19 protein-coding genes and 1 other annotated feature are annotated in these 20,847 nt (G+C 61.3%); of the genes, 4 read left to right on the top strand and 15 right to left on the bottom strand.

Features of this window, described 5'->3' with window-relative positions; translation table 11 throughout:
- Positions 1 to 113: 113 nt before the first annotated feature.
- The 6 genes from AC2CHD_RS17760 to AC2CHD_RS17735 all read right to left on the bottom strand — a co-directional run bounded on the left by AC2CHD_RS17760 (position 114) and on the right by AC2CHD_RS17735 (position 7,069).
- Complete coding sequence (locus AC2CHD_RS17760; RefSeq protein ID WP_229449808.1) at positions 114 to 467, bottom strand: DUF6867 family protein; 354 nt, start codon at positions 465 to 467, stop codon at positions 114 to 116.
- Complete coding sequence (locus AC2CHD_RS17755; protein ID WP_292897771.1) at positions 467 to 1,201, bottom strand: ABC transporter ATP-binding protein; 735 nt, start codon at positions 1,199 to 1,201, stop codon at positions 467 to 469. The genes AC2CHD_RS17760 and AC2CHD_RS17755 overlap by 1 nt, the downstream gene beginning before the upstream one ends.
- Positions 1,198 to 2,886 (bottom strand): ATP-binding cassette domain-containing protein, encoded by a 1,689-nt coding sequence (locus AC2CHD_RS17750; RefSeq protein ID WP_484554711.1) that lies wholly within the window; start codon positions 2,884 to 2,886, stop codon positions 1,198 to 1,200. Before AC2CHD_RS17750 ends, AC2CHD_RS17755 begins: the two co-directional genes overlap by 4 nt.
- On the bottom strand, positions 2,886 to 4,277 hold the full coding sequence (gene livM, locus AC2CHD_RS17745) for a high-affinity branched-chain amino acid ABC transporter permease LivM (protein ID WP_484554710.1): 1,392 nt from the start codon (positions 4,275 to 4,277) through the stop codon (positions 2,886 to 2,888). The genes AC2CHD_RS17750 and livM overlap by 1 nt, the downstream gene beginning before the upstream one ends.
- Positions 4,277 to 5,200 carry an ABC transporter permease subunit gene (locus tag AC2CHD_RS17740; protein ID WP_229449804.1) on the bottom strand — a complete coding sequence of 308 codons (924 nt, stop codon included), beginning with the start codon at positions 5,198 to 5,200 and terminating at the stop codon, positions 4,277 to 4,279. The genes livM and AC2CHD_RS17740 overlap by 1 nt, the downstream gene beginning before the upstream one ends.
- Positions 5,201 to 5,572: 372 nt before the next feature.
- Positions 5,573 to 7,069, bottom strand: a complete 1,497-nt coding sequence (locus tag AC2CHD_RS17735) for a CoA-acylating methylmalonate-semialdehyde dehydrogenase (RefSeq protein WP_229449803.1) — start codon at positions 7,067 to 7,069, stop codon at positions 5,573 to 5,575.
- A gap of 145 nt (positions 7,070 to 7,214) precedes the next feature.
- On the opposite strand from AC2CHD_RS17735, the gene AC2CHD_RS17730 reads away from it, so the two are divergent.
- From AC2CHD_RS17730 to AC2CHD_RS17715, 4 genes are all read left to right on the top strand, one after another.
- Complete coding sequence (locus AC2CHD_RS17730; RefSeq protein WP_484554709.1) at positions 7,215 to 8,096, top strand: LysR family transcriptional regulator; 882 nt, start codon at positions 7,215 to 7,217, stop codon at positions 8,094 to 8,096.
- Positions 8,097 to 8,170: 74 nt separating this feature from the next.
- Positions 8,171 to 9,733, top strand: coding sequence for a serine hydrolase (locus tag AC2CHD_RS17725; RefSeq protein WP_484554708.1), 1,563 nt, complete (start codon positions 8,171 to 8,173; stop codon positions 9,731 to 9,733).
- Between the two features lie 140 nt (positions 9,734 to 9,873).
- Complete coding sequence (locus AC2CHD_RS17720) at positions 9,874 to 10,323, top strand: DUF305 domain-containing protein (protein ID WP_484554707.1); 450 nt, start codon at positions 9,874 to 9,876, stop codon at positions 10,321 to 10,323.
- Positions 10,324 to 10,458: 135 nt separating this feature from the next.
- The gene (locus tag AC2CHD_RS17715; protein ID WP_223021810.1) at positions 10,459 to 10,761 is read left to right on the top strand and encodes an alkylphosphonate utilization protein; all 303 of its coding nucleotides are present in this window, start codon (positions 10,459 to 10,461) and stop codon (positions 10,759 to 10,761) included.
- A 51-nt stretch (positions 10,762 to 10,812) separates the two neighbouring features.
- Here the strand turns inward: AC2CHD_RS17715 and AC2CHD_RS17710 are convergent, their stop codons facing one another.
- From AC2CHD_RS17710 to AC2CHD_RS17670, 9 genes are all read right to left on the bottom strand, one after another.
- A complete protein-coding gene (locus AC2CHD_RS17710; RefSeq protein ID WP_484554706.1) occupies positions 10,813 to 11,979 on the bottom strand; it encodes a diphosphate--fructose-6-phosphate 1-phosphotransferase in 1,167 nt (388 codons plus the stop codon).
- Between the two features lie 87 nt (positions 11,980 to 12,066).
- The gene (locus AC2CHD_RS17705) at positions 12,067 to 12,921 is read right to left on the bottom strand and encodes a universal stress protein (RefSeq protein WP_484554705.1); all 855 of its coding nucleotides are present in this window, start codon (positions 12,919 to 12,921) and stop codon (positions 12,067 to 12,069) included.
- A 111-nt stretch (positions 12,922 to 13,032) separates the two neighbouring features.
- On the bottom strand, positions 13,033 to 14,517 hold the full coding sequence (locus AC2CHD_RS17700; RefSeq protein ID WP_484554704.1) for a SulP family inorganic anion transporter: 1,485 nt from the start codon (positions 14,515 to 14,517) through the stop codon (positions 13,033 to 13,035).
- 72 nt (positions 14,518 to 14,589) lie between these two features.
- Positions 14,590 to 14,645: a sequence feature (sul1 is cis-regulatory element that is thought to sense ions involved in sulfur or methionine metabolism; They are found in Alphaproteobacteria), on the bottom strand.
- A 69-nt stretch (positions 14,646 to 14,714) separates the two neighbouring features.
- Positions 14,715 to 16,517: a DEAD/DEAH box helicase gene (locus AC2CHD_RS17695; protein WP_484554703.1), complete on the bottom strand. Its 1,803-nt coding sequence runs from the start codon at positions 16,515 to 16,517 to the stop codon at positions 14,715 to 14,717.
- Between the two features lie 165 nt (positions 16,518 to 16,682).
- A complete protein-coding gene (gene arsC / locus AC2CHD_RS17690) occupies positions 16,683 to 17,081 on the bottom strand; it encodes an arsenate reductase (glutaredoxin) (protein WP_484554702.1) in 399 nt (132 codons plus the stop codon).
- Between the two features lie 11 nt (positions 17,082 to 17,092).
- Positions 17,093 to 18,172 (bottom strand): ACR3 family arsenite efflux transporter, encoded by a 1,080-nt coding sequence (arsB, locus tag AC2CHD_RS17685; RefSeq protein WP_484554701.1) that lies wholly within the window; start codon positions 18,170 to 18,172, stop codon positions 17,093 to 17,095.
- A complete protein-coding gene (locus AC2CHD_RS17680; protein WP_484554700.1) occupies positions 18,169 to 18,693 on the bottom strand; it encodes an arsenate reductase ArsC in 525 nt (174 codons plus the stop codon). The genes arsB and AC2CHD_RS17680 overlap by 4 nt, the downstream gene beginning before the upstream one ends.
- Positions 18,694 to 18,705: 12 nt before the next feature.
- The gene (locus AC2CHD_RS17675; RefSeq protein WP_484554699.1) at positions 18,706 to 19,038 is read right to left on the bottom strand and encodes an ArsR/SmtB family transcription factor; all 333 of its coding nucleotides are present in this window, start codon (positions 19,036 to 19,038) and stop codon (positions 18,706 to 18,708) included.
- Between the two features lie 928 nt (positions 19,039 to 19,966).
- Positions 19,967 to 20,794, bottom strand: coding sequence for a ferredoxin--NADP reductase (locus AC2CHD_RS17670; protein WP_367717437.1), 828 nt, complete (start codon positions 20,792 to 20,794; stop codon positions 19,967 to 19,969).
- Positions 20,795 to 20,847 lie beyond the last annotated feature (53 nt).

Here is a 20,847-nt window from a genome sequence, read left to right as displayed (position 1 = left end):
GGTGTTTGGCTTTCCGGTTTGGCCTGTGCGGGCCGCACCGGCCCGCTTAATCGGCATGAAACCTCAATTCAAAAAAGAAATAAAGGCTTCATACCGGTTAATCATGAATCCGTTCAGCCTGAACGCTCCCAACCGAGCGGTCCACTGCGCCGATACTGGAAGCTATACTGTGTCGCCATTTGCCCGGCGCGCGTAATACGCTTGCCGATGAAGGCAATGATCAGCAGGACGATCAGATCGACGATGTAGTAATGGAGCGAAAGCAGTGTGCCGCTGAAAAGCGCGAAATGGATGAAGCGCGTGGCCGCCGCCAGAAGCACGATGTAGAAGGCGAGATGCGCATCACCCTGCCAGGTGCGCGCCATGGCGCGCCCGGTGAGATAGGCCGCACTGCCTGCCAGAAGCACCGTGACAAAGAAGAACTCCCAGAAGGTGACTTCCCAGATCGGTCCGTTTGCGTGTTCCATCAGTGCCTCCCGCCTTCGAGATATGCAGCCCGCACTTCTTCCTTCTTGAGAAGTTCCGCGCCGGTGCCGCTCATGGTCACATTGCCGTTGACCATGACATAGCCGCGATGGGCGAGCTTCAAGGCATGGAAGGCATTCTGCTCGACCAGAAAGACCGTCAGCCCCTCCTTTTCGTTCAGCTCGCGAATGGCATCGAAAATCTGCTTCACGATCAGCGGAGCAAGGCCAAGCGAGGGTTCGTCGAGAAGAAGAAGCTTCGGCCGGCTCATGAGTGCCCGCGCTATGGCCAGCATCTGCTGCTCGCCGCCCGAAAGCGTGCCGCCGCGCTGGCTGATACGCTCCTTGAGACGGGGAAACAGCTTGAAGACCTTGGCAAGATCCTCGTCGAAATGCTCGGGATCGACCAGCGCCGCACCCATCTGCAGGTTTTCCATCACCGTCATGCGCGGAAAGATGCGACGCCCTTCCGGCGATTGCGCGATCCCCAGGCTGACGATGTCATGCGTCGGCATGTTGGTGATGTCGACGCCGTCATAGACGATCTGGCCGTTGCGGGCCCGCGGGTCGCCGCAGATGGTCATCATCAACGTCGACTTGCCGGCGCCATTGGCGCCGATCATGGTGACGATCTCGCCACGATGGACATCCATGTCGACGCCGCGCAGGGCCACGATGTTGCCGTAATAGGTCTCGACGCCACGCACCGAGAGCAAGGGTTCGTTCTGAGAGCTCATGCCTTGCCTCCCTTAGCGGTGGTCTTCTTTTTGGGCTGAGCGCCCCGCTTGCCTGGCACGCTTGTGGCCACCTGCCCCTTGTCGACGCGCTTGGAGAACTCGGTCTCGCCTCCCTTTGCGAGAACCTTGGCCTGCTTGACCCACTCTTCGCGTTCGATACGGCCGGGGAAGGCGAGATAGGAACCGACCCATTGCACCTCGGCCTTCTTCCAGGCGGCGATCTGGTCGAAATGCCAGACGCCGAGCGCGTTCAGCTTTTTCTCATTGGCCGGACCGATGCCCTTGACGCGGGTGAGGTTGTTGGCCCCGCCCGCGCGCGGCTTCTTCGTGCCGTGCGGCTGGCTGCCCGGATAATCGCCGGCATTGGCAATCTTGATCTCGCTGGCGGCGGGTGCGGCCTTGCTCGCAGCGGCGGTTTTCGGTTTCGCAGCGGTTTTGGGTTTTGCCGCCACGGTTTTCGGCGCCGCCGGAGCGGCAGCTTTTTCCGAAGATGCTGTTGTCGCGGCAAGCTTTGAAGCAGCTGGCTTCGAGGCAGACGATTTTGACGTCCGTGGTTTCGGGGCCCTTGCCGCAGAAGCCTTGGCGCCGGCTGCCTTTGCGGCAGACGTCTTTGTTGCGCCTGTCTTTTTCGACGCTGATCCCGACTTCTTCGCCGCCGTGCCTGCCTTCTTCGCAGCCGAAGCGGGTTTGGACGCTGAAGCCTTTTTCGCCGGCTCATCACCGGAGACCTTGGCCAGGTCCTTGCGCACTTCCGGCATGTCGATCTCGGCTTCGTCATCCACGCCCAGATAGGCGGCAATGACCTTCGGATCGTTTTTGACGAACTCGGCCGGACCGTCGGAGATTTTCACACCGTAGTCGAGCACGATGACATGGTCGGAGATTTCCATCACCACGCCCATGTCGTGCTCGATCAGAAGCACGGACACATTGTGCTCGTCGCGGATATACTTCAACAGCTCGTTGAGCTCGGCGGATTCACGCGGGTTGAGGCCCGCCGCCGGCTCGTCCAGGCACAGAAGCTGCGGCTTGGTGCACATGGCGCGAGCGATCTCCAGACGGCGCTGGGCGCCATAGGGCAGGTCGGCCGCCGGATCATCCGCACGATCCACGAGGTTTGTGTGTTCGAGCCAGTAGACCGCCCTGTCGACGGCCTCCTGCTGCGCCTTCTTGTAGCTCGGCAGGCCCAGAATGCCACCGATAGAGAAACCGGAGGCCACCATCAACGGGTTGTGCTGGGCGACCAACAGATTTTCCAGAACGGTCATGCCGCCGAACAGGCGAATATTCTGGAAGGTGCGCGCCACCTTGGCCTTGTGCGAGATCTCGTGATCGGGCATGCGCTCAAGCAGGTAGACGGCACCGTTTCCGGTGGTCTTCCAGCGCTGGCCGCTATCGGTGAGCGTTTCCACGTCTTCCTGCTGCCGGCCCGGACCGTGACGCATCACGATGCGGCCCTCTGTCGGTTTGTAGAAGCCGGTGACGCAGTTGAAAACGGTTGTCTTGCCCGCACCATTGGGGCCGATCAGGGCGGTGATGTCGCCCCGGCCGACATTGAAGGAGAGGTCTCCGACGGCCACGAGGCCGCCGAACCGCATGGTCAGATGTTCGACGCTCAGAACCGGATCCCGGTCCCAGTTGGGCGTCGACTGATCAGAGTTTTTCATAGTCGTAGCCGCGTCCATCAGTGTCCCTCACCCTGAGCCACCATATCGGCGCCGATGCGTTTCTTTTCCTTCAGAACCACGGAGGGTTCCCGGGTCGAGATCAGACCGCGCGGCTTCCACACCATGATGAGCACCATGGCGAGGCCGAAGATCAGCATGCGGTACTGCACCGGATCGAAGCCGGAGCCGAAGACCTGCTGAAGGAAGCCGAGATTGCGCAGCATCTCGATGCCGCCGATCATCACGATGGACGCGATCACCACGCCCACCTGCGAGCCGAGACCGCCCAGAACCACGATGGCGAGGATGATCGCCGATTCCAGGAAGGTGAAGCTCTCCGGCGAGATGAAACCCTGCCGCGTGGCGAAGAAGGAGCCCGCGAAACCGCCAAACATCGCACCGATGGAGAAGGCCGTCAGCTTGGTGTTGCGCGTGTTGATGCCGAGCGAGCGGCAGGCAATCTCATCCTCACGCAGCGCCTCCCAGGCACGCCCGATGGGCAGACGCCGCAGGCGCATGGTCACGAAATTGGTGATCAGCGCCAGAATGAAGATGATGTAGTAGAGGAAGATGAAGCGCTGGATCGGATCGTAGGCGATGCCGAAGAAATCGGCGAAGCCACCCTCGCCCCGCTTGAGTTCCAGGCCAAAGAATGTTGGCTTCGGAATGCCCGAAATGCCATCTGGACCATTGGTGAACTCATACCAGTTCAGCAGCACGACACGGATGATCTCACCGAAAGCCAGTGTGACGATGGCCAGATAGTCGCCGCGCAGGCGCAGAACCGGGAAACCAAGCACAATGCCCCAACAGGCCGCGAGAATGCCCGCGAGCGGCAGGGCGAACCAGAAACCGATATCGAGATACTGCGCCAAAAGCGCGAAGGAGTATGCACCGACCGCGTAGAAGGCCACGTAACCCAGATCGAGCAGGCCTGCGAGCCCCACCACAATGTTCAGCCCCCAGCCGAGCATGATGTAGGTCATGATCAGAATGGCCAGATCGATGAACTGACGATCCTTGCCCGGGAAGAAGGTGGTGAAGAAGAAGGGCAGCACGAGCGCAAATGCGAAGAGGGCCCGCATCAGCCACTTTCCCGTTCCGGCAAAGCGCGAGCCACTCGGCATCGCACCGGCAATCTTCTGCGTGAGCGGGCTGTCGGTTTTCAGGACGAAGAGATTGAGCAGGAGCCTGCCCGCAAAGACGACAAGGATCGAGATGATCCATGCGCCCCAGCGCATCTTGAGATCAAGACCGCCGGGCGCGATGTCCGTGCGAATGCCGATGAAGAAGAAGCCGAGTACAGCAACCAGGAGGCCGGCAATGGCGGCGTCCTTGACCGAAGCGGCGAAGGAGTTGGGGGCGCTCTGCTGAGCAGCGCCCCCCTTGTTCGAAGCGTTCATCGCCATCAGACCTTCTCCACTTCAGGCTGACCGAGAAGACCGGAAGGCAGGAAGATCAGCACGATGGCCAGGATCGAGAATGCCGCAACATCCTTGTATTCGACCGAGAAATAGCCCGACCAGAACACTTCGATAAGGCCGATCAGGAGACCGCCCAGCATGGCGCCGGGAAGCGAGCCGATGCCGCCGAGCACGGCCGCGGTGAACGCCTTAACGCCAGCAAGAAAGCCGATGTAGAAATCGATCACGCCATAAAGCAGCACAAACATCAGGCCGGCCACGGCGGCGAGCGCCGCACCCATGACGAAGGTCAGGGATATCGTGCGGTCGACATTGATGCCGAGGAGTGCCGCCATCTTGCGGTCCTGCTCACAGGCGCGCTGCGCACGACCGAGAGGCGTGCGGGTGATGAGGAGCGTAAAGCCCGCCATCAGCGCAACGGTCGTCAGGATAATGATGATCTGCATGTAGGAAAGCTGCACGACGATGCCGGTTGCGCCACCATCCATCAGGGTGATGCCTCCCTGGATTTGCGGCGGAAGCGGCTTGACGCGCGCGCCCTGCGTGATCTGCACGAAGTTCTGCAGAACGATCGACATGCCAATTGCGGTGATCAACGGAGCCAGACGGAAGGATCCGCGAAGGGGCCTGTATGCGAGCCGCTCAACGGTCCACCCCCAGGCGGATGTGAAGAACATGGCCACGATGAGCACGATGAGCAACACCACGGGCAGAAATGCAAAGCCGAGCACGGTCGTCAGGATCAGGAACATCGCCAGAGCGATGAACGCGCCGATCATGAAGACATCGCCATGCGCGAAGTTGATCATTCCGATAATGCCATAGACCATGGTGTAGCCAATGGCGATCAGCCCATAGATGGAACCCAGCGTCAGCCCGTTGATAAGCTGCTGGACGAAATATTCCATGTGATATGCAACTCCCCTGAAATGTCGCCCTTCAGGCGCATTTCTTATTCTTTCCCCTTGATAGTCGTAGAGGAATGACGCCCGATTGCAACGGCAAATTTCCCACGACCGGCTCCAAACCGAAGGCCGGTTTTTCCGGCTCTTGTTGACGCGGGAAGCTAGCACCGGACCAATGCAATGTCATTGCATTGAAGGGAAAAAAGTGAGTGCTTCTCGCGAATCCTCTCGAAATATGCCGCTTTCACGCATCAATATTGCAAGTTTGAGACAAAAAAGAACAAAACAGTTCTATACGTATCAGCAAGCAAAAAGCCCGCACCGGCCACCGGTGCGGGCTTCTCGCCAAACGTGAAAGTGGGTGTGAAAACCCGCTTAATTCATTGTCGGAATGACGAATTCAGCGCCATCCTTCACACCTGATGGCCAGCGCGAGGTGACTGTTTTCGTTTTGGTATAGAAGCGGAATGCATCCGGCCCATGCTGGTTCAGATCGCCGAAGGAAGATGCCTTCCACCCTCCGAAAGTATAATACGCGATCGGCACCGGAATGGGGACATTCACGCCCACCATGCCGACATCGACACGGGCCGCGAAGTCACGCGCCGCATCGCCATCCCGCGTGAATATGGCAACGCCATTGCCGTATTCGTGATCATTGGGAAGCGCCAGCGCCTCTTCATAGGTGTTGGCGCGCACGACCGAGAGGACGGGACCGAAAATCTCTTCCTTGTAGATGCGCATGTCCTTGGTGACATTGTCGAAGAGACAACCGCCCATATAGTAGCCGTTCTCATAACCCTGCATCTTGAAATCGCGGCCATCGACAAGGAGCTTTGCGCCCTCCTTGACGCCGAGATCGACATAGCCCTTCACCCGCTCCAGCGCCTGCTGGGTGACGAGCGGGCCGAAATCGGCCGAGGCGTCGGTTGACGGGCCGACTTTCAGGCTCTCGACGCGCGGAATGAGCTTCTCGACCAGCCTGTCGGCTGTTTCCTTGCCGACAGGTACCGCGACGGACACCGCCATGCAGCGCTCGCCGGCCGAACCATAACCCGCTCCGATAAGCGCATCGACCGTCTGATCCATATCAGCATCGGGCATGATGATGAGATGGTTTTTTGCGCCACCGAAGCACTGGGCGCGCTTTCCATTGGCAGTGGCGCGGCTGTAGATGTACTGCGCAATCGGCGTGGAGCCGACGAAACCGACGGCCTTGATATCCGGATCGTCGAGAAGCGCATCGACCGCTTCCTTGTCGCCATTGACGACGTTGAGCACGCCCTCCGGCAGGCCTGCCTCAAGGAAGAGTTCGGCAATGCGCATCGGCACACCCGGATCGCGCTCGGAAGGCTTCAACACGTAGGTGTTGCCACAGGCGATCGCCGGCGCAATCTTCCAGAGCGGGATCATGGCCGGGAAGTTGAACGGCGTGATCCCGGCAACAACGCCGAGCGGCTGGCGCATGGAGTAGACATCGATGCCCGGGCCCGCACCCTCGGTGTATTCACCCTTCATCATGTGCGGCGCACCGATGCAGACCTCGACCACTTCGAGCCCGCGTTGAATGTCGCCCCTGGCGTCGGGAATGGTCTTGCCGTGTTCACGGGCCAGAAGCTCGGCGAGCTCGTCATAGTCGCGATGGACAAGCTCAAGAAACTTCATGAGCACGCGCACGCGGCGTTGGGGATTGGTCTTTGCCCAGCCGGGCTGTGCTGCCTTGGCATTCTCGACGGCGGCGCGCACTTCGGCAGCGCTGGCTAGCGCAACCTTGCAGCGCACTGTTCCATCCATGGGCTGCATGACGTCCTGGCTGCGCCCGCTCGTACCGGCGACATGCTTGCCGCCAATGAAATGACCGAAATCCTCCATGAGGCTTCTCCCTGATTATGAAGTCGGCGTCATTGTCACCACTCATGCGGGGATTTGCAACGCGACGCGAACAGCAACCGTTGTGCGAAAATTAAAGCCGAAATAATATGTCGCGTGCGAAAAATATCGAACGCGGGAGCAGTGAATGAACTGGGACGATGTACGCGTGTTTCTCGCCGTGGCGCGGGCAGGCCAGATTCTTGGAGCAGCGAAGCGACTGGCACTCAATCATGCGACGGTCTCGCGCCGGGTCGCTGCGCTGGAGGAGGCCATTGGCGCGAAGCTTTTTCACAGGCTGACGACCGGGACCGAGCTAACGACCGCGGGCGAACAACTGCTTGCGACGGCGGAACGCATGGAAGCCGACATGATCGCTGCACGGGCCGAGATCGCAGGTGAAAGCGAGGATGTGACCGGTACTGTACGGATCGGCGCTCCGGATGGATTTGGCGTTGCATTCCTCGCCTCGCGCCTGGGAGCGCTGACGGAGCGCCATCCGGGCCTCTCTGTCCAGCTCGTTCCCGTTCCGCGCTCGCTTTCGTTGTCGCGCCGCGAGGCCGACATTGCCGTGACGGTGGACCGCCCGACGGAGGGGCGGCTGGTGGCTGCCAAGCTGGTGGACTACACGCTGGGGCTCTATGCCTCGAAGGCCTATGCGGAGGCTAACGATTTGCCCAGGAGCGCAAACGATCTTCGCCACCACCGGCTTGTCGGCTATGTGCCCGATCTCGTCTTCAGCCCCACGCTCGACTATGCCGCAGAAATCTCTGAAAACTGGTCAGCCGACTTCGCCGTCTCATCGGCCATGGGGCAGGTCGAGGCGGTGCGCTCGGGTGCCGGCATTGGCATTTTGCACACATTCATCGCACGCGCGCATAGAGATCTGATCGCACTCGACTGGGCGGCCCCCATACGGCGCAGCTACTGGACGGTCTACCATGAATCCATGCGACCAACGCGACGCATCCAGGTCACTTCAGCCTTTATTGGCGAACTCGTTGACAAGGAGCGACATCTCTTTTGCTGAAGCGATGTTCGCCTTTCATTAAAGACTTGCCTCCAGAACGGTCAGGGCAATCGGTTCACACTGGAGACTTCGCGATGGCACCCCGTATTCTCGCAGCCGCAACCGCGCTGGCCCTTTTCGCAGCGCCGCCAGCCGCCCGGGCCAACGATCTGCCTCCACCAGCACAGACGGCAGGCATATCCATTCCCGAGGGGCAGATCGAGAAGGCTGTCGAAGCGCTGGATGGCATTATCGAAAGCGCCATGCGGGAAACCGGTGTTCCAGGTCTTGCCGTCGCCGTGGTGCGCAGGGACGAGGTTCTTTTTGCCAAGGGCTATGGCGTGCGCAAGGCAGGCGAGGAAGGCGCGGTTGACACAGACACGGTCTTCCAGCTCGCATCACTTTCCAAACCGGTAGGCGCAACCGTGGTTGCGAAACAGGTGGGCGAAGGCCTCGTGGACTGGGACACGCGCATGTCCGAAATCCTGCCCTGGTTCAAGCTTTCCAATCCCGAGAGCACGGCACTTCTGACCGTCGGCGATCTCTATGCGCACCGCTCGGGCCTGCCAGACCATGCCGGTGATGACCTTGAAGATCTTGGTTACCCGCAGAAGGTCATTCTCGAACAGCTCCGGCACCTAAAAACCGGCCCTTTTCGACTGCAATATGCTTACACGAATTTTGGTCTCACGGCTGCTGCCGAAGCCGTGGCCGGTGTTGCCGGCAAGGACTGGGCGACGCTGAGCGAAGAAGCAATCTACAAACCGCTGGGAATGGAGCGCACCTCCTCGAGGCTGGGCGATTTCCTGGCGCGCGAGAACCGTGCCTACAATCATATGCGCGGGGGCGATGGCTGGGAAGTGTTTTTCCAGCGCGACCCCGATCCGCAATCACCGGCCGGCGGTGTCAGCGCCAGCGTGAACGACATGGCCAAGTGGATGCGGATGGTGCTCGGCAATGGCGCGTATGAGGGCGAACAGATCGTCGATGCAGCGGCACTCCTGCCGGCACTGAGCCCGCAAACCGTGTCGGGTCGCCCCGCCACACCCGCCGCACGTGCAGGCTTCTATGGCTATGGGTTCGGTGTGGGCGTCTCGCCGGCAGGCCGGGTGATGCTCAGTCATTCGGGCGCTTTTGCACTGGGTGCGGCAACCAACTTCATCATGATCCCTTCCGCTGATATCGGCATTGTCGTCTTGTCCAACGCACAGCCGATCGGTCTGGTTGAAGGCATCTCCATGAGCTTCATGGACCTCGTGCAGTTTGGCGCGGTCCAGCGCGACTGGCTGGCCATGTATCCGGTCCTCTTTGGGCCCATGCTGGAGCCGTTCGGCAAACATGCCGGGCAGAAAGCACCGGCAGACGCAAAACCCGCTCGTGAGCTCGAAGACTATACCGGCACGTTCGCCAATGATTATTACGGCAATCTCATTGTCGAGAAGGCGAATGGCGGCCTGCTTATGAAAGTTGAAGGAACGCCCAGCACGTTTCCTCTGCAACACTGGACGGGCGATGAGTTCGTGTTTCGCCCGCTGAACGAGAACGCCATGGAAGGCTCCATCTCTTCGGTTCGGTTCTCAATGGAAGGCGAACAGGCCAAAGAGGTGCACGTGGAGTATTTCGATCAACTGGACGACGGCACCTTCATCCGCAGATAGACCACTCAAAGGTGAGTGAAGGCCCGGCCTTGCCGACCGGCAGCGGATCGAAAGGACGTGGTGTTCCAGACCGAAGCCGGAACCTCACCCCATGACATGAGTTGACACGTCATTGGGTTTAACAATCGGAGGCTGGTTTCATGTCCTATGGTCGCTTTGCCGCGATGATCGGAACGTCGACGGTCATCATGTTTGGTCTGATGTATCTCAACACCTATGCGCTCGATCATATATTCTGGAGCGAAACGCGGGCTTGGATGGCGCTGTTGATGGGAGCGACCATGGCGGTGATCATGCTGGGCTTCATGTGGAGCATGTACCAGAACTCCGCTGTCAATCTTGGCATCGTTGCAGGCGCGGCCGTCATCTTTGCAGGCTCGCTCTGGCTGGTTCGCAGCCAGGCAACCGTGGATGACGTGGACTACATGAAGGCCATGATCCCTCACCATTCCATTGCGATCCTGACCAGCAGACGAGCGAACATCTCCGACCCGCGTGTGCGCGAACTGGCCGATGGCATCATCGAGGCGCAATTGCGTGAGATCGACGAAATGAAGGTCTTGATCGAGGATCTGGAGCAGAAGAACTGATCCGCCGCGCCGCCGGAGTGTTCTTTGTCGCCAGCCAGGCAGGGGAGTGGCCAAGATCGCAAGCGTGGAGTAAGGGTCCGGTCTGAGACATGCTTGGGCACCCAGGCCCGGCACCCCGCTTCAGAAAGGCGCGATATGTCCGACAGCGATGACGATTATGTGTATGACGAGGTAACCGGCGAATGGATGCCGGCCTCGGAAATGAAAGCGCTTGAGGCGCAGCGCGGCGCGGTCGTCGACGCTGAAGGCAATCCGCTGGCGGACGGCGATTCCGTGACCCTGATCAAGGACCTGAAAGTGAAGGGCGCCGGCCAGACGCTGAAACGCGGAACGGTGATCAAAACGATCCGCCTGACGGACAACAAGGATGAGATCGACTGCCGTCATGAAGGCATCAAGGGTCTTGTGCTGCGCACGGAATTCGTGCGCAAGCGATAGACCTTCGACGTCCCACCACCGCAAGCGCGACACGATCCACGAAAGCGAGGCTTACACGAAGGGCGTCGCCGGATCGTAGCGGCGCGGCAGGAGGCGGTGCAGATAGGCAAGGCCCTCGTCTGACAGACGGTTTTCATCGGGCTTCAGATAGGTCCCGGGCATGTGGCGCGTCTTGCCGGCAACGGCGTCGAGATCGACCAGACGGCACACCGTCTTCTCGCCATCGAACTGGAGCGCGACGGAGCCGTCGCCCTTTTCCACTGAACGGACAGCGAAAGCACCGGCTTCGAAAGCCTCGCGCGCGTCGGTCTCGCTGGTCGTGGCGATGTTGCCGCGCGGCAGATAGCCGAACGTGTCGACGCGTGCGCGCTGGCCGGCAAGATCCTCGGCCAGAATGCGCTCGATGGCCTGGCCGAGATCGCTGCCGGAGAGTTTGAGATTGCCGTGGGCATCACGCTCCTGCATCTCGGCTGGCACCAGCGTTTCGATGAGCGAGCGCCCATCGGCATCGGAGACCCCCTCCGACATGGCCACGACGCAGCGCCCATGGCGGGCGACAGTCGCCTTCACATCCTCGATGAAGCGGGCGCGTTCGAAGGCGCGCTCGGGCACATAGACGAGGTGCGGGCCGCTTTCTTCATCGAGCGCCCAGGCGGCAGCGGCGGCCGTGAGAAAGCCCGCATGGCGACCCATCACGATGCCGACATAGACGCCGGGCAGAGCGCGGAAATCGAGATCGACGCTCAGGAAGGCTCCGGCCACCATTTCTCCCGCCGAGATGAAGCCCGGTGTGTGGTCGTTTTCCATCAGATCATTGTCGATGGTTTTGGGTGCGTGCATGAAGGTCATGCCACCGCCGGAAGCATCGCGCAGGATGGCCTGCGTGCCGGAGGTGTCGTTGCCGCCAATGTTGATGAAGGCATCCGCACCGACGTCCTTGAGACCTTTCATGATCTCTTCGCAATAGGCCGCATCCGGCTTGTCGCGGGTGGAGCCGAGCGCCGCACTCGGCGTGGCAGCGATGCGCAAGAGCTCGGTTTCGGAGATATCCGATAGGGTGACGAAACGTCCATCGCGAATACCGCGCACGCCATGCAGCGCACCCAGAACCTGACATCCGGGATAGAGTTTCATGGCTTCCAGCGCAGCACCGGCGACGGTCTGATTGATGACGGCGGTGGGACCGCCGCCCTGGGCGATGACGAAGGTTTCGGCCATGGTTCGCTCTTTCCTTGCAATCCGGGTCTGCCATTCATGGCATGGCGGGCGCGGCGCTGGAAAGAGCCGTCATGCCAGCATGAAAGATTAGCGGAAGAGCATGACCGGAATTTTGCACGAGCGCAGCATCGTCTCGGTGGTTGAGCCGATGATCAGGCTGCGGATGCGCGAGTGGCCATAGGCGCCCATGACGAGCAGACCGTAATTCTCGCTCTCGACGCGCTCGGAGATGACCGTCTCGGGCTGGCCGGGCAGCACTTCGCTTGCCACCTCGATGCCACCGCCGCGCAACACGGCTTCTGCATCGGCAAGGCGGTTACGCGCCTCGCTGGTGTCGCTTCCCACCGTGAGAAGCTTGACAGAGAGGCCGGCAAAGAGCGGCGAGCGTGCCATGGCGTCCACCGCCTTCATGCTGCTTGCGCCACCATCATAGGCGACAAGCACCTTGTCGATCGGCTTGAAGGCGCGGTTTGCGACGAAAACGGGGCGATGGCTCGACCGCACCACGCGCTCCAGATTGGAGCCGAGATGCAGTTTTGCAAAATCCGCCGCCTCGCCGCGCTTGCCGATCACCAGAAGGTCGGAATCCTCCTCCACTTCGGCCACCGTCTCCACCACATCGCCATGGCGAATGCGGCCCGAGACCTTTTCGATACCGGCGGCACGCACGGCAGCCTCGCCATCTTCGAGGATGGCACGGCCACGCTTCATGGCAAGGCGCGCGCGCTGTTCGTCAAGCTCGGACAGCTCCTTCAGAAGCGATGACCGCGCGCCAAGGGCGATGTTGCCGGAGAGATCGGACGGGGCGCTGCCCGTCTCACGGCGACCAAGGACGTGGAGAAGCTCCACGGAGGCTTCAAGCCTGCCGGCGATCCACGCCGCGTGTTCGCACACGCTCTGCGCATAGATGGAACCGTCTATGAATGCGGTGATCTTTGACATCTCTACCCCCTGTAGCATCGAGCCGAAAAGTGGAATCCGGTTTTCGGGAATACCGATGCTCAATTAAAAATCTAGATCGTCCTTTATGCGTCCGAAAGGACGCACGGCGATCTAGTGGCCCATCAGCTTTTCGAGCGCGCCCGGCTTGTCGTGAATGCCAAGCTTGTCGACGATGGTTTCGCTGGCCTCGTTCATGCCAATGATCTCCACCTCGGCACCGTCACGGCGGAATTTGAGCACGATCATGTCCAATGCGCCAACACTGGAAATGTCCCAGATATGCGCGCGCGAAACATCGATGGTGACCTTGTCCAGCCCTTCCTTGAAGTCGAAGGCGGCGTTGAAGTCTTCAACCGAGGCGAAGAAAAGCTGACCTTCGACGCGATAGGTGCGCTCGCGCCCGTCTTCCGACAGGGTGGAGGTGACGCGGAAGATCTGCGCGATCTTGCCGGCGAAAAAGATGCCGGAGAGAAGCACGCCGACCAGCACGCCGATGGCGAGATTGTGGGTGGCCACCACACAGACGACCGTGGCCAGCATGACCACGGAGGAAGACAGCGGATGCTCGCGCAGGTTCTTGATCGACGACCATGAGAAGGTGCCGATGGAGACCATGATCATGATCGCGACAAGTGCGGGCATCGGGATCTGGCGCACCCAGTCGCCCAGAATAACGATCATGAACAACAGGAAAACACCGGCTGCGAAACAGGAAAGACGCCCGCGCCCGCCGGATTTCACATTGATCATCGACTGGCCGATCATGGCGCAGCCGGCCATCCCGCCGATAAAGCCGGTGGCTGTGTTGGCAAGGCCCTGGCCGATGCATTCCTGGTTCTTGTCGCTCTGCGTGTCGGTGAGCTCATCCACCAGCGAGGCCGTCATGAGCGATTCCAGAAGGCCGACCGCCGCCACTGCCGCCGAATAGGGCAGGATGATCTGCAGCGTTTCAAGATTGAGCGGAATGTCGGGAAGGAGAAAGACCGGGAAGGTGGATGGCAGTTCGCCCATGTCGCCCACCGTGCGCACATCGAGGCCAAAGGCGATGGACACCGTGGTGAGCACGATGATGCAGATGAGCGGCGACGGGATGGCCTTGGTGAGGCGCGGGAACAGATAAATGATGGCAAGGCCGGCGGCGACCATCACATAGGTGAGGTTCGGCACGCCGATCAGCTCTGGCAGCTGCGCCATGAAAATCAGGATCGCCAGAGCATTGACAAAGCCGGTCATGACCGAGCGCGAGACGAAGCGCATCAGATGGCCAAGTCTCAGAAGCCCAGCCCCGATCTGCAACAGGCCGGCCAGCACCGTGGCGGCGAGCAGATATTGCAGCCCCTGCTCCTTGACCAGCGTGACCATGAGCACGGCGGTGGCGGCTGTCGCCGCCGAAATCATGCCTGGCCGGCCACCGGCAATGGCGGTGATGACGGCGATGGAGAAGGAGGCGTAGAGCCCGACCTTGGGGTCGACACCGGCAATGATGGAAAAGGCGATGGCTTCGGGGATGAGCGCAAGCGCGACCACGAGGCCGGAAAGGAGATCGGCGCGAATATTGCCGAACCATTCGTCACGGTAATGGGAAAGCGAGAACATGGAACCTTCAGGAGACATGACCTCCCAACCGCCGACAGGCTTCTGCGGCCGGGAAAGACAGAAACGATCGAGGTTGCGCCGGCGGATCAGCGGCCGGCAGAGCCACCCGGAGTTTCACCGGGTCCTAAGCGGATGCGCGGTGTTTAACCCGGATGATGCTGCGGCGCAACATTGTTCGTCTCCTGAAGACGCTCATGTCAGTCCGGCTTTTTGCGCGCCTTCTTCTTGCCGCCAGCGGGCTTGGCGAATTTCGGCTTGCCGGGTTTGCCATCTTTCTTCGCCCAGGGCTTGGCATCGTCGCGCCAGTCGCCGCCCTTGCGGTGCGGCTTGCCGGCCGGCCTGCGCTTGCCGGCGAAGGGTTTTGGCCCGCTGTTGCGCGACGCGAATTCGGGGATGCCCTCCAGCTGGACCACCCGGATGCTGCGCTCCAGAACGGCCTGCGGGCCGATGGCCGCGAGGAAACGGCCAACACAGGCGGCATCGAGCTGAACGAAGGTCTCGTCCTGCTGCATCTTGATAGCGCCGATCTCGCGCTTGGTGATATCGCCGGCACGGCACAGAAGCGGGATGAGCCAGCGCGGCTCGGCATTCTGCTTGCGGCCAACCGACAGGGAGAACCAGACACTCTCGTCGAATTCCTCACGGCGCGGCGCGCGTTCCTCGCGCATGCCGCCACCATCCTGGATGGTCACTTCCGTGACATCCTCCGGCGCGGAGAGTTTTGCGCGGTGAAGCCGCACAAAAGCCGCCGCGATCTGTTCGGCCCCGTGCTTCTCAAGAAGCGCTTTGACGAAGTCTGCCTCGTTTTCCTGAATGGGATCTTCGAGATGCGGGTCGGCCATCAGGCGTTCGTCATCGCGCTGAAGAACCTCGTCGGCGGACGGCGGGCTGGTCCACTCAAGCCGCACCTTGGCATCGCGCAGAAGGCGCTCGGCCCGGCGGCGGCCATTGGGCGCGACGATGAGCGCGCTGACACCCTTGCGCCCTGCCCGCCCGGTGCGGCCAGAGCGGTGCAGCAGCGTTTCGGAATTGGTTGGCAGATCCGCATGAACCACGAGCTCGAGATTGGGCAGGTCGATGCCGCGGGCAGCAACATCCGTCGCGACACAGACACGGGCGCGCCCGTCGCGCATGGCCTGCAGCGCATGGGTGCGCTCGCTCTGGCTGAGCTCGCCCGATAGCGCCACGACCGAGAAGCCGCGATTGTTGAACCGCGCGGTCAGATGGTTGACGGTGGCGCGCGTGTTGCAGAACACCAGCGCATTGCGCGCCTCATGATAGCGCAGCACGTTGATGATGGCGTTTTCGCGCTCCTGCGGAATGGCGAGAAACCCGCGATACTCGATGTCGCCATGCTGCTTCTGCTCGGCAGCGGTGGTGATGCGGACTGCATCGCGCTGATAATTCTTCGCCAGATTGGCGATGGTGCGCGAGACGGTTGCCGAAAACATGAGCGTGCGGCGCTCGGCGGGCGCGGCATCCAGAATGAACTCCAGATCCTCGCGGAAGCCGAGATCGAGCATTTCGTCCGCCTCGTCCAGCACGACGGCGCGCAAATCCGACATGTCGAGCGCGTTGCGGCGAATGTGGTCGCACAGGCGGCCGGGCGTGCCGACGACGATATGGGCACCGCGCTCCAGCGCGCGACGCTCGGTGCGGATGTCCATGCCGCCGACACAAGAGGCGATCACGGCGCCGGTTTCTGCGTAAAGCCATTCCAGCTCGCGCTTGACCTGAAGCGCCAGTTCGCGCGTGGGCGCAACGGCGAGGCCGAGCGGAGCTGCGGCACGATCAAAGCTTTCCGCGCCATCAAGCAGGCTTGGCGCCAGCGCGATGCCGAAGGCCACGGTCTTGCCGGAGCCGGTCTGGGCGGAAACAAGCGCATCGGCGCCTTCAGGTTCCAGTTCCAGAACAGCCTTCTGAACCTGGGTCAATTCGGTATAGCCGCGCTTGTCCAACGCCCGGCCAAGCGCTGGCACAATGCCTTCGAACTCGGTCATTCATCTTCTTTCGGAAATGAGCGCGCTTTGTGAGATCGTCTGTGGCAGATGGTCTGGAGGGCGCGCAGCGCGGCGATTTCACCAACGCTTTTGCGCCCTACTACGCGTGTCGGAGGCAAATGTACAGCGGGGAAGCCCGCTTTTCGTGACTGCGGAGGTTCCCGCCTACCGCACCACCTCGCCGTCTTCCTTGGTGAACGCTTTCACCGCACCCTCAGGCAGTAGCTCCAGCACGGTCTCGGACGGGCGGCAAAGCTTTGTACCGCGCGGGGTTTCCACGATGGGGCGGTTCATCAGGATCGGGTGCGCGACCATGAAGTCGATCAGTTCATCGTCGCTCCATTTGTCTTCGCCAAGGCCCAGCTCGTCATAGGGTGTGCCCTTCTGGCGCAGGATCGCGCGGGGCGGCACGCCCATGGCAGCAATCAGCGACACCAGCTTTTCGCGGCCGGGCGGGGTCTTGAGATATTCGATCACCTGCGGCTCTTCACCGGCTTCGCGGAGCATGGCCAGCACATTGCGCGAGGTGCCGCATTTCGGGTTGTGATAGATGGTGACGGTCATGATTGTCTCGCTCAGCTTGTCGGGAACCAGTCTCGGGTGCGGTTTGCAAAGGCCACCAGCGACAGCATCACCGGCACCTCGACCAGAACGCCGACCACCGTGGCAAGGGCGGCACCGGAATTCAAGCCGAACAGGCTGATGGCGACGGCAACCGCAAGCTCAAAGAAATTCGACGTGCCGATGAGGGCGCAGGGCGCGGCGACATTGAACGGCACTTTCCAGATGCGGGCGGCGAAATAGGTCAGGAAGAAGATGCCATAGGACTGGATCAGGAGCGGCACCGCGATCAGCACGATCAGGATCGGCCGTTCGACAATCACATGGCCCTGAAAGCCGAAGAGCAGCACCACCGTGACCAGAAGCCCGATGACGGAAACGGGTTTCAGCGAAGCGGTGAAATCCGCAACCGCCTTCCGCGCCTGCGCACCCGAGGCGCGGCCGGTCAGCCATTTGCGGGTCAGGAACCCGGCGACGAGCGGGATCACCACATAAAGGCCGGTGGCGAGAAGCAGCGTCTCCCACGGCACGGCGATGTCGGTCACGCCGAGCAGCAGGGCGACGATGGGTGCGAAAGCGAAGATCATCACCACATCGTTGAGCGAGACCTGAACGAGCGTGTAGGTGGCATCGCCCCGGGTGAGCTGGCTCCACACGAAAACCATGGCCGTGCAGGGTGCAGCACCCAGAAGGATGAGGCCGGCAATGTATTGCTGTGCATCGGCGGGCTCGATCCATGGCGCAAAGACATATTCGAAGAACAGGACGCCAAGGGCTGCCATGGTGAAGGGCTTGATGAGCCAGTTGACGGCGAGCGTCAGGACGAGGCCCTTGGGCCGGTCGCCGATATGGCTGAGGCTTGCGAAGTCGACATTGACCATCATCGGGAAAACCATGGCCCAGATGAGCACGGCCACGACCAGATTGACCGAGGCGTATTCGAGCGAGGCGAGGAAGCCGAACAGGCCGGGCATGAGGTTGCCAAGGGCGATGCCGGCGATGATGCACAGCGCCACCCAGATGGAGAGGTATTTTTCGAAGAAGCCGATGCCGCCCGCAGGGGCCTCATCGCGGTTCAATATGTGGTCGGTCATGCAACGTGTCCCTGTTCGGAAGGAGCCGCCGTGCGGCCAATGTCATCGAGACGGCGCTGCAGGGAAAGCCGGTCGAGCGAGGCGAGCGGCAGCGCCGTGAAAATGGAAATGCGGTTGTTGAGCATGCGATAGGTGTCGGCAAAGGCGAGGTGCTTCTCGGCCTCGGTTCCGGTCACCGCTGCCGGGTCTGGCAGGCCCCAATGGGCCGTCATCGGCTGGCCGGGCCAGACCGGGCAGGCTTCCTGCGCAGCGCTGTCACAAAGCGTGAAGACGAAATCGAGCTTCGGTGCATCCGGCGTTGCGAACTCTGCCCAATCTTTGGATCGGGCAAAGGCGATGTCGTGATTCATGCGTTCGAGCAGTTCCAGCGCGAATGGATGCACCGAACCCTTGGGCTGGGAGCCCGCTGAATAAGCGTTGAAACGCCCGGCGCCGACCCGGTTCAAAACAGCTTCGGCGAGGATGGATCGGGCGGAGTTTCCGGTGCAAAGGAAAAGCACATTGAACGATTTATCACTCATGGCATTCGCCTCCTAGCAGTGACACGTCGCAGCCTCGATGGCGGGACGGCAGAGATCCGGGTTTCCGTTGCAGCAATCTTCCATCAGGAAGGCGAGGAGATCGCGGAAGCCGGTCATGTCGGCGGAGTAGCGAATGATGCGCCCTTCCCGCTCGGCGCGGATCATGCCCGACTGTGCCAAAACCTTGAGATGCGCGGAGGCGGTGTTTTGCACGACACCCAGCCGCGCCGCGACCTCACCCGCCGGCAGCCCCTCCGGCCCGGCCTTGACGAGCAGGCGGAACACATCGAGCCGGGTCTCCTGACCGAGCGCGGCGAGTGCGTCTATGGCTTCGGTTTTCTGCATTATCGAAATATCCGGATTTATCGATGTATCAAAGTGTTTTTTGCATGGTTGCGGAATGGCGTCAAGAGGGATTGAGCGGGGCTGGATGAAAGCCGGACTGCGCTCGTGCGCATTTTGCCAATGGGTCCCGGGTCAAGCCCGGGATGACGGCCTCCTTCTCCCCGCCGGCAGGGAGAAGGTCCCGGCAGGGGGATGAGGGGCGGGCGGGGCCTTGCGGTCTTTTCCACCTCTGTCGGTATCCCGGCCACTGATGGAGCTCGCCCCTCATCCTCACCTTCTCCCCGCATGCGGGGAGAAGGGGACGTTTGGTGCTGGCGTGCGTTCTGCTGAGGAGGTGGGGCGAGGACAGAGCCGTGTTCCTGCGGGTTTTTCCAATGGATCGCGGCTTCCGGGATGACGGCCCCCTTCTCCCCGCCGGCGGGGAGAAGGTCCCGGCAGGGGGATGAGGGGCGGGCGGGGCCTTGCGGTCTTTTCCACCTCTGTCGGTCTCCTGGCCACTGATGGCGCTTGCCCCTCATCCTCACCTTCTCCCCGCTCGCGGGGAGAAGGGGGCGTTTGGTGCTGGCGTGCGTTCTGCTGAGGGGGCGGAAAGGAATGAATGGGATGAGCGCTTCAACGCCCTCGTCATCCTATGGCTTGACCATCGGATCCATGCCTTTGCGGTGGTGACGTCGTGCGGGTGAGAAAGATTGCGTGTCGCCTTGAAGGGCTGCGGTTTATCCCCGGTGTTCCGGCATGGATCCTTAGATCAGGTCCGAGGATGACGAAGGAGGGAGCTGGGGTGGGAGCCCCTATCCGTTCGGCAGGTTCAGGAGGCGAAGGGGCAAAGATGTGGTGCGATCATGTGAAGAAGCTTCATCCCGACCGGGCGAAGCGCCAACCGGACCGCATGGCAACGGGGCCGAGACGCCCTGCCCTGAACACAACCTCAGCCGACGAAAGCGCGCTCGACGACGAAATCGGCCGGCTCGGCGTTGGAGCCTTCCTTGAGGCCCGCCTTCTCCACCAGCGCCTTCACATCCTTGAGCATGGCCATGGAGCCGCAGATCATGACGCGGTCATTCTCGCGGTCAAAAGGCTCGGTGCCGAGCTTCTGGAAGAGTTCGCCGTTCTCGATCAGCGTCGTGATGCGGCCCATCACGGGCGAGGTTTCGCGCGTGGTGGAGGTGAAATGGGTCAGGCGGCCCTCGACCAGTTCGCCGATCAGCGGATCGTCCCTGAGAGCGGTCACCAGTTCCTTGCCGTAATCGAGCTCGGCGACGTCGCGGCAGGTGTGGGTGAGAATGATGTTGTCGAACTTCTCATAGGTCTCCGGATCGCGGATCAGGCTCGCGAAGGGCGCAATACCCGTGCCGGTGGAGATCATGTAGAGGTTTTTCGCCGGCGTCAGCGCATCGTTGACCAGCGTGCCGGTGGATTTCTGGCGCATGAGCACCGTGTCGCCGGGCTGGATCTTCTGCAGATGCTGGGTCAGCGGGCCGTCCGGCACCTTGATGGAGAAGAACTCCACCTCCTCATCCCAGGCGGGGCTGGCGATGGAATAGGCCCGGAAGACCGGTTTTTCCGCATTGGGCAGGCCGATCATCACGAACTCGCCGGAGCGGAAGCGGAAGCTTTGCGGCCGCGTGATGCGGAAGGCAAAGAGATTGTCCGTGTAGTGTTTCACCGATGTCACGCGCTCGGCAAAGCAGCCGGCGGGAATCGGGAATTCAGGGGTCTTTTCGGCGTCGTTCTCGCGGAGCGCAGCGCTGTCCATGAATACTGTCCTCGTTCGGTCGGAAGTCTCTAAGCCGGTTTCTGGTTCGGATG

The sequence above is a fragment of the Nitratireductor sp. ATLC21 genome (assembly GCF_057196525.1).
The sequence above is the reverse complement of the archived record's forward strand: the minus strand, read 5'-3'. Positions and strand labels throughout refer to the sequence as shown.

Coding starts and splice junctions, on each gene's coding strand:
- AC2CHD_RS17670 (WP_367717437.1), bottom strand. CDS start 20,794: ATGGACAGCGCTGCGCTCCGCGAGAACGACGCCGAAAAGACCCCTGAA.
- AC2CHD_RS17750 (WP_484554711.1), bottom strand. CDS start 2,886: ATGGACGCGGCTACGACTATGAAAAACTCTGATCAGTCGACGCCCAAC.
- AC2CHD_RS17725 (WP_484554708.1), top strand. CDS start 8,171: ATGGCACCCCGTATTCTCGCAGCCGCAACCGCGCTGGCCCTTTTCGCA.
- AC2CHD_RS17720 (WP_484554707.1), top strand. CDS start 9,874: ATGTCCTATGGTCGCTTTGCCGCGATGATCGGAACGTCGACGGTCATC.
- arsC (WP_484554702.1), bottom strand. CDS start 17,081: ATGACCGTCACCATCTATCACAACCCGAAATGCGGCACCTCGCGCAAT.
- AC2CHD_RS17760 (WP_229449808.1), bottom strand. CDS start 467: ATGGAACACGCAAACGGACCGATCTGGGAAGTCACCTTCTGGGAGTTC.
- livM (WP_484554710.1), bottom strand. CDS start 4,277: ATGGCGATGAACGCTTCGAACAAGGGGGGCGCTGCTCAGCAGAGCGCC.
- AC2CHD_RS17755 (WP_292897771.1), bottom strand. CDS start 1,201: ATGAGCTCTCAGAACGAACCCTTGCTCTCGGTGCGTGGCGTCGAGACC.
- AC2CHD_RS17680 (WP_484554700.1), bottom strand. CDS start 18,693: ATGAGTGATAAATCGTTCAATGTGCTTTTCCTTTGCACCGGAAACTCC.
- AC2CHD_RS17695 (WP_484554703.1), bottom strand. CDS start 16,517: ATGACCGAGTTCGAAGGCATTGTGCCAGCGCTTGGCCGGGCGTTGGAC.
- AC2CHD_RS17675 (WP_484554699.1), bottom strand. CDS start 19,038: ATGCAGAAAACCGAAGCCATAGACGCACTCGCCGCGCTCGGTCAGGAG.
- AC2CHD_RS17715 (WP_223021810.1), top strand. CDS start 10,459: ATGTCCGACAGCGATGACGATTATGTGTATGACGAGGTAACCGGCGAA.
- AC2CHD_RS17735 (WP_229449803.1), bottom strand. CDS start 7,069: ATGGAGGATTTCGGTCATTTCATTGGCGGCAAGCATGTCGCCGGTACG.
- AC2CHD_RS17730 (WP_484554709.1), top strand. CDS start 7,215: ATGAACTGGGACGATGTACGCGTGTTTCTCGCCGTGGCGCGGGCAGGC.
- AC2CHD_RS17705 (WP_484554705.1), bottom strand. CDS start 12,921: ATGTCAAAGATCACCGCATTCATAGACGGTTCCATCTATGCGCAGAGC.
- AC2CHD_RS17740 (WP_229449804.1), bottom strand. CDS start 5,200: ATGGAATATTTCGTCCAGCAGCTTATCAACGGGCTGACGCTGGGTTCC.
- AC2CHD_RS17700 (WP_484554704.1), bottom strand. CDS start 14,517: ATGTTCTCGCTTTCCCATTACCGTGACGAATGGTTCGGCAATATTCGC.
- arsB (WP_484554701.1), bottom strand. CDS start 18,172: ATGACCGACCACATATTGAACCGCGATGAGGCCCCTGCGGGCGGCATC.
- AC2CHD_RS17710 (WP_484554706.1), bottom strand. CDS start 11,979: ATGGCCGAAACCTTCGTCATCGCCCAGGGCGGCGGTCCCACCGCCGTC.